The organism is Acinetobacter sp. ANC_7511, from assembly GCF_056779975.1.
Genome location: NZ_JBWYIY010000012.1, coordinates 16,394 through 28,314 on the forward strand (window position 1 = coordinate 16,394; position 11,921 = coordinate 28,314).

Consider the following 11,921-nt stretch of genomic DNA (forward strand, 5'->3'; position numbering starts at 1 on the left):
TAGAAACGATGAGTTCTATACGACTGCTTGATTTTGACAAGCTGACATCACATGTAACACCGCAGCAGTTCTCGTTTCCACAAACAGCTTCTCAAAAACGTGCTCTAAATGTTTATTGACGGTGCGTGGACTCAACTCCAAAATTTCTGCAATATCTCGGTTGGTTTTGCCAAGTGTTACCCAATGCATAACTTCAGCTTCACGTGGTGTTAAATTCGGACAAGCTTGAGCGATCTCTTCAACACTTGGCATGTGTGTTTGCTCTTTGAGCTGAACCAAAACATGTTTAGGTAATTGTCCTTCTTTCAACTTGGTTAATAAATTTAATTGTAATTGCTGATGCCCATGACCATATTGACCATGTAGCATTTCTTCTTGATTCGATTGCTGGAAAAGTGCTTTTAACCAATGATTTATACTCTTTCTAAAATGAGTAATATCAATTCCATGTTGCGTTAATAAACCTTGCACTACAGGTGTCTGCCAAATAATTTCCCCATCCATATCCATCGACAAAATTGCACTGCCTGTTGCATCGAGCATTTGTTTCTGTTGGTGCATTAAACGGGCTTGCAGTAAATGCGTTTTGACACGTGCTTGTACTTCATCGATATTCAGTGGCTTTGTCACATAATCTACGCCGCCGACTTGAAAGCCTTTTACAATATGTTCGGTTTCCGTCAAACCCGTCATAAATATGACAGGGATGTGCTCAGTCATTGGACTCGCTTTAAGCTGGATACAGGTTTCAAAACCATCAATCTCAGGCATACTCCCATCCAATAAAATCATATCTGGCTGTGAACGGTGCGCAATTTCAATAGCAGTAAAACCATTGGTAGCAACTAAGACCTGATAGCCTGCTTGATCAAGACTCTCATGTAATAAACTTAGATTTTCAGGAATATCATCCACAATTAAAATGCTTTCTAACATAGCTTAACTCCCTTCCAAATCAGATCTGATATCAGATAGGTGCTCGTGTAATCGTTGTAATGCACGTTGGGTATCGAAGCGTTGAATATCAAATTCTATGTGTTGCCATATAGAAGGATCACAGACATTGCGTTTCTTGCAAATTTCGAGGATCTCTTTGGCTCCACGGATATAACCAATACTCAAATAATCTTCTAGTTTGATTAGCGCTTGTTCTGGTGCTACATCATCCTCATCAATCACGCTGACAGATAAAGCGTTACTATCATAGTGTAAGGGTTCAACCTGTTTTTGAGGTTCTTCTGCGACTTGAGTTGGCTCATTCTGATGAACCCAGTTCAAGCCTAATTTATCTCCAATTTTGTTCAGTAGCAGATTTAAGTCCACGGGTTTGACCAGAAAGTCTTCATTCAATACATCGGTTTCAGGGTTCTGCATTCGTTCATTGGCATCTGCGGAAATAATGATGATGGGAACATTGGTCATTTTATTATTTCTCAATAATTTCGCAGTTTCCCACCCTCCCATCAAAGGCATACTCAAATCCATTAAAATTAAATCTGGTCGAAATTCAGGGACTTTTCTTAGACATTGCAATCCCGATTCTGCTTCTTCAAGAATAAAGCCGAGAGGTTTAAGGAAATTTAAAACTAGTCCACGATCAGTTGCTTCATTGTCTACGACCAATATTTTACGGCGATGTCCCGTATAGCCAGATACTGTATTCGATGCGACATCAGCAATCGGATGAATGACCGACTTTGAAGGTAAATATAGTTTTATTTTAAAAATTGAACCGTTTTTTAACGTACTGCTTACCTTTAACTCCCCACCGAGAATATCCACCAATAGTTTAACAATTGGTAAACCCAAACCTGTTCCAGCAAAGCTCCCTTGTACAACATTTTGTCCGCGCTCAAAAGGCTGGAATATTCGCTCTAGATCTGCTTGAGCAATCCCGCATCCCGTATCATGAATTTCAAAATATGCCGTCTGAAAGCGATAATCTACTCGAAATTTCACCTCTCCTTCGAGCGTAAATTTCAAAGCATTTCCCATTAAATTGATAAGGATCTGTTCAAGTCTTTTTTTATCTATACGTACGTATTGTGGTATTTTTTCACTAATTTCGACCGTAAATTTCAGTTGTTTTTGTTGGAATTGTGGCTCAAACATATTCACGATTTGTTGGAGAAACTTCGGAAATTCAATATTCGACATTTCTAAAGAAATTTTACCTGTTTCAATCCTTGCAAGATCAAGTAAACCATCAATCAAGGACGTTAAATGCTGCCCACTACGACGAATCACGCCCAGCGCAGCTTTTCCTTGTTCAGAGAGTTGTTCTTGTTTATTGAGTAACTGGCTATATCCTAAAATACTATTTAGAGGTGTTCTCAGTTCATGACTAATCCCAACAACATAACGACTTTTGGCCTCATTGGCTTTTTCAGCTTGAGTTCGTGCATCTTGTAATTGCCGATCTGTAATTTTATGCGCTTCAATTTCGTCCATGAGCAGTTGTGTTTGCATATTACTTTCAAGCTGAGCTTGTCGGCGACTTTCATCATTGAGTACCAACCACCATGCTGCAACACATAACAGTAAAAATAATACGGCATAAATTTTCACAAATAGCATCAGCAACTCATGCTGTTGAGTTGATCCAAATACTGTGCCGAATTTACTCAGTTCTTGTAAATAAACCAGACTTAAACTGACTGCCAAAACCACACTCAGAACAAAGATCATCAAAATATAAAGACTCAATCTAGTATTGATGTATCTCAACCATTGGCGCGGTAGAAACCAAACTGCAAAATGCTTAAGTTGTGCAGACCACCGTGCATGAGGCTTACATAAATCATGGCAACGAGCTTCTAAGGTACAGCATAAAGAACAAATCATATTGTTATAAGCAGGACAAGTCGCCATGTCAGCCATTTCATACTCATGCTCACAAACCACACATCGTTGTGTCTCTATTGGTTTTAATGATTTATCTTCATGACGTGCGATGTAGTATTTGCCACGAGTAAAATAAGCAAGCATTGGGACACAGATGATAGCTGAACCTAAAGCAATAAATCCTGCTAAGGATTTTGCGATATCACCAAATAATCCCCAGTAGCATAAAATCGACAATAAGGATGCAATACATAAACTGCCAACACCGACTGGATTAATGTCATAGAGGTAAGCACGCCTAAACTCAATTCCTTTCGGGCTCAGCCCCAATGGCTTACAGATGACGAGATCAGCAACGATGGCACCCACCCATGCCAAGGCCACATTACTATAAAGCCCTAATACACGCTCCACCGCATGGATGACACCCAGCTCCATCAACAATAGCGCAATAAAAATATTGAATACTAACCAGACCACACGTCCGGGATGACTGTGCGTTAAGCGTGCAAAGAAATTAGACCATGCCAATGAGCCAGCATAAGCGTTGGTTACGTTGATCTTTAACTGTGCGATACACACAAACATGACTGTAAGAAATAATGCAGCACCAGGATGCTCAATCACTTGTTGGTAGGCGATCCAATATAGATAATTCGGATTGCTTAACTCATGATTCGGTACCATAAATTTAAGGGCGAGTACCATTAAAATCATGCCCATAAAAATTTTAATGAATCCCACCAATATCCATGCAGGACCGCCTAAAAATACCGCCCAATTCCATTTCTTTTGAGCATTTTTTTTGTCTGGCAAAAATCTTAAATAATCAGCTTGTTCACCAATCTGCGTAATCAGCGCAAACAAAACAGTGCAAGATGCGCCAAAAAAAGCCAAATTGAATCCTGCACTTTGACTTTGCGCGCCTTCTATTAGGGCAACTTCAGAGAGCAGAGTCGGATGCTTCACCAAAACAAAGCACCATGGTAGTAATAATAAAAAAATCCATAATGGTTGGGTAAACGCTTGTACTTTATTAATAAATCCTATGCCTTTGATCACTAGGGGCAGAATAATAAGCGCAGAAATTAAATAACCTAGACTCAGCGGCACACCTAAACCAAGCTCAAGCGCCAAAGCCATGATAGCGGCTTCAAAAGCAAAGAAGATGAAAGTAAAACTGGCGTAAATGACTGAAGTTATAGATGAGCCGATATAGCCAAAGCCTGCGCCCCGTGTAAGTAGGTCAATATCAACATTGTATTTGGCCGCGTAATATCCAATAGGCCAACTGGTCAAAAAGATAATAATTGAAACGACCACTAAGGCCCAGAATGCATTGCTAAAGCCATATTGCCATAACATGGTTGCACCAAGCGCTTCCATCGCTAGAAAACTGACTGCTGCAAGCGCTGTATTGGTCACCGTCCAAAGGGACCATCGTCTTACTGACCTCGGTGCGTAGCGTAGTGCATAGTCTTCAATACTCTCATCAACCACCCAAGTATTGTATTTACGGCGTGTATGAATCACCCGTTGCGGTGCTTGAGGAGTATTGCTAGATGAAACCATAAAGCTAGGCAATTTAAATAGACCCTTACAGTTAGCAAAATCTATGCCCAGCTTAACTTTCATCAAAAAACATTTTGAGGAACATCGATATACGTAAAGTGACGTATATGCTCATTTTTTAACACCCCTTAGGCTTAAGTCCATAGCAAGCGCAAACAATAAATCGCGCAATGGCCTTATCCACTTCATCAGGGGAACATCAATGACCTTAAAATCTAAAGTTAAAACATCTGGCTTACTCGCAGGACTACTCGCTGTTCCTTTTTTACTGGCACCTGTCTTGACCACTGCGAGTGCTCCAGCGACAGCAAAAGTAAATACAACCAAACTTAACGTAAATGATAAATTCGTCTATGTCGGTCAGCTTCATTCAGCGACGGGAACGATGGCAATCTCTGAAACAGGGGCCATCCAAGCAGAACGCTTAGCCATTGAGCAGATCAACAAACAAGGTGGTGTATTAGGTCGTCAGATTAAAATTGTTCAAGAAGATGGTGCGTCTGACTGGCCAACTTTCGCTGAGAAAGCCCGAAAATTAACTGAAAAGGATCGTGTTGCAGCAATTTTTGGTTGCTGGACTTCAGCTTCTCGTAAAGCCGTATTACCTATTATTGAACGAAATAATTCGCTTCTGTATTACCCAACATTCTATGAAGGTCTAGAACAATCTAAAAATGTGATTTATACCGGTCAAGAAGCTACACAACAGGTGCTTGAGTCTCTGAATTGGCTTGCACGTGAGAAAAAAGCCAAAACATTCTATTTAATCGGTTCTGACTATATTTGGCCACGTACCACCATGAAAATTGCCCGTACACACATTGAAAAAGTGTTGAAAGGTAAAGTCGTCGGTGAAGAATACTACCCGCTTGGCCATACGCAATTTGGTTCTTTAATTAACAAAACCAAACTTCGTAAACCAGATGCAATTGTCGCTGCCGTGGTAGGTGGATCAAACGTTTCATTCTACAAGCAAATGAAAGCTGCAGGCGTGACTGGCGATAAGCAAACACTGCTCACCTTCTCTGTGACAGAAGATGAATTACTGGGTATTGGTGGCGAAAATATGAAGGGCTTCTACTCTTCAATGAAATATTTCCAAAGTCTAAATAATCCAAGTAACGCAGCTTTCGTAAAAGCATTTAAAGCGAAATACGGTCCTAAAGCAGTAATTGGTGATGTGACTCAAGCCGCTTATCTTGGTCCGTGGTTATGGAAAGCCGCAGTTGAAAAAGCTGGTAGTTTTGATGTTGCCAAAGTTACCAAAGCCTCTCCAGGCATCGAAATGAAAAATGCGCCTGAAGGTTACGTGAAAATTGATGCCAATCATCATTTATGGAGCAAATCACGTATTGCACAAGTGCAAACCAATGGTCAATTCAAAGTGGTCTACGAATCAAAAGGTTTAATCAAGCCTAATCCATTCCCTAAAGGCTACTAATCGACAGCACATGATCAGGAGAGACCTCTCCTGATCTTTTCATTTCAAACCTATTATTTAAAGCTTGGAGGATGAGGCGATGGATTTATCTTTAGCTGACTTCGGTGCAATATTTGCGATGCAAGGCTTTAATGGTCTTTCTGTTTTCTGTGTGCTGTTGTTAATGGCACTGGGCCTTGCAATTATTTTTGGGCAAATGGGTGTCATCAATATGGCACATGGTGAATTCCTCACAATAGGCGCGTATACCACATTTGTCATTTCAACCCTGACTGAAAGCTATTTTCCTCAATTGCTTCCTTATTATTTTATTGTAGCGATTGTGGCAGCTTTTCTGACAGCAGGCATTATCGGCTATATGGTCGAACGGCTCATGATTAGTCGGCTTTATCAGCGGCCACTCGATACTTTGCTTGCAACTTGGGGCTTGAGCTTAATCATGCAACAAGTGTTTCGCTCTACATTTGGTCCCAAAGAAGTGAGTCCAACACTACCTGATTGGCTTATGGGCTCTTATCAACCGACAGAGACGATTGATATTCCTATTAATGGCTTATTCCTTGTCGGTGTCACACTCACCGTGACTGCTTTTGTCTATTTCCTTATCTATCGTTCTCGCTGGGGCTTACAGCTTCGTGCGACAAACCAAAACCGTTTCATGAGTGGTGCCGTTGGTATTAATACAAAGCGTGTGGACAGTCTAACATTCGCATTAGGTTGTGGTTTGGCCGGTATTGCTGGTGCGGCGTTTACGACAATTGGCTCAACTGGTCCAACTGCAGGCTCTCTCTATATCGTAGACACGTTCTTGGTTGTGGTGTTTGGTGGAGCTGCAAGTCTATTAGGCACTATCGCTTCGGCTTTCAGTATTGCACAAGCCCAATCAATCCTAGAGTTCTTCCTGTCAGGCTCTGTTGCCAAAGTCATTACCTTAGCGACGGTCATCATCATTTTGATGTTACGTCCTCAAGGTTTGTTCTCAATCAAAGTTCGTAAATAGGTATTCAGGAGAGATTGATATGAGTAATCCAATGAATGCCTTGTTAGGCGGTAAAGAAGGTGCGATTGGACTGGCTATATTGGCAGTACTGATCCTATTTGTAATGCCCATGTTTTTAGATGTTTTCCGTCTCAATTTAATGGGTAAATATCTTACGTTTGCTTTTGTCGCGATTGGTTTAGTGCTGTGCTGGGGTTACGGCGGCATTTTAAGTTTAGGTCAGGGTATTTTCTTTGGGATCGGTGGCTACTGTATGGCCATGTTCCTCAAACTTGAAGCTTCTGACATGCAATCCACAGCAGCTCAAACCACACCCGGTATTCCTGATTTTATGGACTGGAACCAAATTACCAGCCTACCAATGTTCTGGGAACCATTCCATAGTTTCACATTTACCCTATTCGCGATTGTAATTATTCCAATTTTATTGGCTTTTATTATTGGTTTTGCAATGTTTACTCGTCGTGTAGGAGACGTGTATTTCTCTATCATCATGCAAGCGATTGTGGCGATTTTGACAATTTTGATTATTGGTCAACAAGGCTTTACTGGTGGTATCAACGGTATTACTGATCTCAAAACATTACATGGCTGGGACATCCGTACGGATGAAGCAAAGTACGTTTTGTATTACATCAATGCATTATTACTCATTGCAGTCATCATGATCAGTCGCTTTGTTCTCAGCTCAAAGTTAGGTCGCTTACTTTCTGCAATGCGTGAAAAAGAAGAACGTGTACGTTTTTCTGGCTATGACGTTTCAATGTACAAAGTCTTTATCTTCTGCTTTGCGGCAGTCGTTTCTTCCGTCGGTGGGGCAATGTTTACACTGCAAGTCGGCTTCATGTCTCCAACGATTATTGGCATCGTCCCATCTATTGAAATGGTGATCTTGGCTGCAGTAGGCGGACGTTTATCACTGATTGGAGCTGTATATGGTGCAGTTTTAGTTAACCTCGGTAAAACTTACTTCTCTGAAGCATTCCCTGAAGTATGGTTGTACTTCCTTGGTGCATTGTTCATAGGCGTTGTGATGTTCTTACCGAATGGTTTAGCTGGCTTATATGAAAAATATGTTCGCCCACTTATCTTCAAAGATAAAAAAACAACGGCTTCGCCTATCCCCCATCAACCCACGGAGTCCAAAAAAGATAGCAATATTGAAGTAGAAGGAGGTGTGAAATGAGTAAAGTCGGCGTAGAAATGGCAAAACCTGTACTTGTTATCGAAGATCTCACAGTCTCGTTTGATGGCTTTAAAGCCGTCAGCGATCTCAACTTCTATCTCGATAAAAACGAAGTTCACGTGGTGATCGGCCCTAATGGTGCAGGTAAAACAACAGTATTGGATTTGATTTGCGGTAAAACTAAAGCAACTTCTGGCACGATCAAATTTAATGATATTGAACTGACTAAGCTCAAAGAGTTCGAAATCGTTCGTAAAGGTGTCGGTCGTAAATTTCAAAATCCCAATATTTACGAAAACCTTTCAGTCTATGACAACCTCGAAATGTCTTTCCCACGTGGTCGTAATGTGTTTGGGGCTTTGTTCTTTAAGCGAACCAAAGATGTCAAAGAGCGTATCCAAGAAGTCGCTTCAAAAATTTTCCTCACTGATTTATTACACACCTCCGCAGGCCTATTGTCTCATGGACAAAAACAATGGCTTGAAATAGGGATGTTGCTTATGCAAGACCCCGAGTTGTTAATGCTGGATGAACCTGTGGCAGGCATGAGTGTTTCTGAGCGCGAACAGACAGCACAACTGCTTCGTGAAATCAGTAAAGGACGCTCAGTCCTCGTGATTGAGCACGATATGGAGTTTGTAAAAACCATTGCAGATAAAGTGACAGTATTGCACCAAGGGAAAATCCTCGCAGCAGGAAAAATGGATGATGTGCAAAGTGATCCAAAAGTCATTGAAGTCTATCTCGGACACTAAGGAGACCTTATGAGCGGATTATTAGAAATTAGTTCTTTGTGTTCAGGTTATAAACAAAGCCAAGTCATTCATGATCTAGAACTTAAAATTCAACCCAAAGAAATTGTGGCGATTATGGGTCGAAATGGGATGGGAAAAACCACACTGTTTAAAACCCTTATCGGTGATATTAAAAATACTCAAGGCGAAATCAAGCTCGATGGTAAAAACTTAGAAAAGCTTGACCCGTATCAACGTGTAGAAAATGGTGTTGCTTATGTTCCTCAAGGTCGTATGATTTTCTCAACCATGTCTGTTCTAGAGAATATTCAAACAGGTCTCCCTGCGTCTGCCCATGGCAAAGTACCTGACGATCTGTATGAGCTTTTCCCTGTACTTTGGGATATGCGTAAACGCAAAGGGGGAAATTTATCTGGTGGACAACAGCAACAATTGGCAATTGCACGTGCACTCGCCACCAATCCCAAAGTATTGCTGCTCGATGAACCTACCGAGGGAATCCAGCCCTCGATTATTAAAGATATTGCGAAAACGCTAAAAGAAATTCGCGATCAACGAGACCTCACTATCGTGGTCTCCGAGCAAGTACTGAGCTTTACTATGGCGATGGCAGATCGCTTCTTGGTCATCGATAAAGGCCGTTTTGCTTATGAAGATGTCAGAGCGAATGTCGATGAAGCGACCATTAGCAAATATCTTTCAGTTTAAAGCACGTCATCTCATCAATTCTTAATTTGGCATCTCCCTCGATTTTTCGGGGGATTTTTTTTGACCATTTGTTGGAGTGGTATTGTTATTTCGATCTAAAGACTCATTCAAAATATCGCTTCATATACGCAATTCACCGTATTTTGCATCGATCAATTTCACGAGAAACTCCTTACATAGATTTTAATTTTAAAGATATGGGGAGTAAGTTGAATGCGTCACGGTGATATCTCAAGTAGTCCAAATACAGTAGGTGTAGCAGTAGTGAACTATAAAATTCCACGCTTGCACACCAAAGCAGAAGTACTTGAGAATGCAAAAAAAATTGCTGAAATGTTGAAAGGAATTAAACAAGGTATTCCAGGTATGGATCTCATTGTTTTTCCTGAATACAGCACCATGGGCATTATGTATGATCATGATGAAATGATGGCAACGGCAGCCACAATCCCAGGTGATGAAACGGCAATTTTCTCTCAAGCTTGTATTGAAGCAAATGTTTGGGGCGTATTCTCAATTACTGGGGAACAGCACGAAGAACACCCGCATAAAGTGCCATATAACACCTTAGTGCTCATCAATAACAAAGGTGAAATCGTTCAAAAATATCGCAAGATTATTCCATGGTGCCCAATTGAAGGCTGGTGCCCTGGAGATACGACTTATGTGACAGAGGGCCCTAAAGGCATCAAAATGTCACTCATTATCTGTGACGACGGTAATTACCCTGAAATTTGGCGCGACTGTGCGATGAAAGGTGCTGAACTTGTGGTGCGATGCCAAGGTTATATGTACCCGGCTGATGAACAGCAAATCAATATGGCCAAATGTATGGCTTGGGCAAATAACGTTTATGTCGCTGTTGCCAATTGTACTGGTTTTGATGGGGTATATACCTACTTTGGACATTCGGCAGTGGTCGGCTTTGACGGACGTACATTAGGTGAATGTGGTACGGAAGAAAATGGTATCCAATACGCACAGTTATCACTCACAGAAATACGTGATGCACGTAAATACGATCAATCACAAAACCACTTGTTCAAGCTGCTACACCGTGGCTATACAGGCGTATACAACAATGGTGATGGTGATAAAGGGGTTGCCGATTGTCCATTCGACTTCTACAAGACATGGGTCTTAGACGCACAAAAAGCACAGGAAAATGTTGAGCAGTTTACGCGTTCAACCATTGGCGTTGCAGAGTGCCCAATTGGCAACTTACCTCACGAAGGGTTAGAGAAAGAAGCTTCTTAAAGAAGCTTCGTCCGACTTGATTGCAGGAGGTTTCGAACATGACATTTGCCAGTGACCGTATACATGCCAATCAGGAAAGTTTGGCAAAACAACGCTATGACATGCAAAGCAAGGAATGTATTGCACGTACTTCCCGATTCAGTTTTGAACCAGATGCCGTGATGACCCATCTACGTGAACATATTATTGGACAAGAAGCCGCACTTGATGAAATTGAAAATATGCTCACCACAGTGAAAGCAGATTTTAACGCAGCTCATCGTCCTTTAAGTGTCACACTGATGTTAGGTCCTACCGGTGTAGGAAAAACTGAAACAGTCCGCCTCATTGCTGAAGCGATACACGGTAAAGCTGATGCATTCTGTCGAATTGATATGAATACATTGGCACAAGAGCATTATGCAGCCGCCCTGACAGGTGCCCCACCAGGCTATGTCGGCTCTAAAGAAGGAAATACTTTATTCGATGAAGCCCTGATTCAAGGGAGTTTCTCCAAACCTGGCATTGTTCTCTTTGATGAAATTGAAAAAGCCAGTACTGAAGTCATTCGAGGGCTACTCAATGTGCTTGAAACAGGAACTTTAAAATTAACTGCGGGTACAAAGGTTTTAGACTTTAAAAACTGCATGATTTTTATGACGAGTAATGTGGGTGCCAAAGATGCTCAAAAGCGTCTGAAACAACTCAGTCAATTACCAAAACCACTCCAGAATTTAGCCAAGCATTTGAAATTAGATGACAGTGAAATCACGACAAAAGCACTCGATAAAAAGTTTGATCCTGAGTTTCTAAATCGAATTGAGCGAATCTTACATTATCAGCCAGTTGAATCTGATTTTGCTGCAACCTTAGTCCAACTCGAAATTGACAAAATGAACCAACGTCTAAAAAAGCAAAGTCGAACCATTGCTTTGACCGATGCTGCCATTCGATTCCTGAGTTCAGGACATGATGTTCGATTTGGTGCTCGGGGTTTAAGCCGTCGTTTTAAAGTGTTAGTTGAACCTGCACTCGCGAAAGCTTTTCTAAACAACAAGCACATTAGTGAATTCATCATCGATTACGACAATACGAAGCTTCAAATTCAGATGATTGAGCCTGCAGTGAAACAACTTGATCCGTTACTGATACACGAAGCATCACAACAACACTGAGACC

The 11,921-nt window shown here is 41.2% G+C and carries 9 protein-coding genes; 7 read left to right on the top strand and 2 right to left on the bottom strand.

Features of this window, described 5'->3' with window-relative positions:
* Positions 1-15 precede the first annotated feature (15 nt).
* Together AC1M9L_RS09395 and AC1M9L_RS09400 are read right to left on the bottom strand one after the other, a co-directional pair.
* Complete coding sequence (locus tag AC1M9L_RS09395; protein ID WP_481591966.1) at positions 16-936, bottom strand: response regulator; 921 nt, start codon at positions 934-936, stop codon at positions 16-18.
* Positions 937-939: 3 nt separating this feature from the next.
* Entirely contained in the window at positions 940-4,416 is a 3,477-nt protein-coding gene (locus AC1M9L_RS09400; protein ID WP_481592018.1) for a hybrid sensor histidine kinase/response regulator, read from the bottom strand.
* 202 nt (positions 4,417-4,618) lie between these two features.
* On the opposite strand from AC1M9L_RS09400, the gene urtA reads away from it, so the two are divergent.
* From urtA to AC1M9L_RS09435, 7 genes are all read left to right on the top strand, one after another.
* Positions 4,619-5,857: an urea ABC transporter substrate-binding protein gene (gene urtA, locus AC1M9L_RS09405; RefSeq protein ID WP_179999684.1), complete on the top strand. Its 1,239-nt coding sequence runs from the start codon at positions 4,619-4,621 to the stop codon at positions 5,855-5,857.
* Between the two features lie 79 nt (positions 5,858-5,936).
* The gene (gene urtB / locus AC1M9L_RS09410) at positions 5,937-6,857 is read left to right on the top strand and encodes an urea ABC transporter permease subunit UrtB (RefSeq protein ID WP_035264743.1); all 921 of its coding nucleotides are present in this window, start codon (positions 5,937-5,939) and stop codon (positions 6,855-6,857) included.
* 19 nt (positions 6,858-6,876) lie between these two features.
* Positions 6,877-8,043 (top strand): urea ABC transporter permease subunit UrtC, encoded by a 1,167-nt coding sequence (urtC, locus tag AC1M9L_RS09415; RefSeq protein WP_481590162.1) that lies wholly within the window; start codon positions 6,877-6,879, stop codon positions 8,041-8,043.
* Positions 8,040-8,798 carry an urea ABC transporter ATP-binding protein UrtD gene (urtD, locus tag AC1M9L_RS09420; protein WP_481591967.1) on the top strand — a complete coding sequence of 253 codons (759 nt, stop codon included), beginning with the start codon at positions 8,040-8,042 and terminating at the stop codon, positions 8,796-8,798. The genes urtC and urtD overlap by 4 nt, the downstream gene beginning before the upstream one ends.
* A 9-nt stretch (positions 8,799-8,807) precedes the next feature.
* The gene (gene urtE, locus AC1M9L_RS09425) at positions 8,808-9,506 is read left to right on the top strand and encodes an urea ABC transporter ATP-binding subunit UrtE (RefSeq protein WP_035264750.1); all 699 of its coding nucleotides are present in this window, start codon (positions 8,808-8,810) and stop codon (positions 9,504-9,506) included.
* A gap of 213 nt (positions 9,507-9,719) precedes the next feature.
* On the top strand, positions 9,720-10,763 hold the full coding sequence (locus tag AC1M9L_RS09430) for an aliphatic amidase (RefSeq protein ID WP_035264753.1): 1,044 nt from the start codon (positions 9,720-9,722) through the stop codon (positions 10,761-10,763).
* Between the two features lie 38 nt (positions 10,764-10,801).
* Positions 10,802-11,917 carry an AAA family ATPase gene (locus AC1M9L_RS09435; protein ID WP_051586508.1) on the top strand — a complete coding sequence of 372 codons (1,116 nt, stop codon included), beginning with the start codon at positions 10,802-10,804 and terminating at the stop codon, positions 11,915-11,917.
* Positions 11,918-11,921 lie beyond the last annotated feature (4 nt).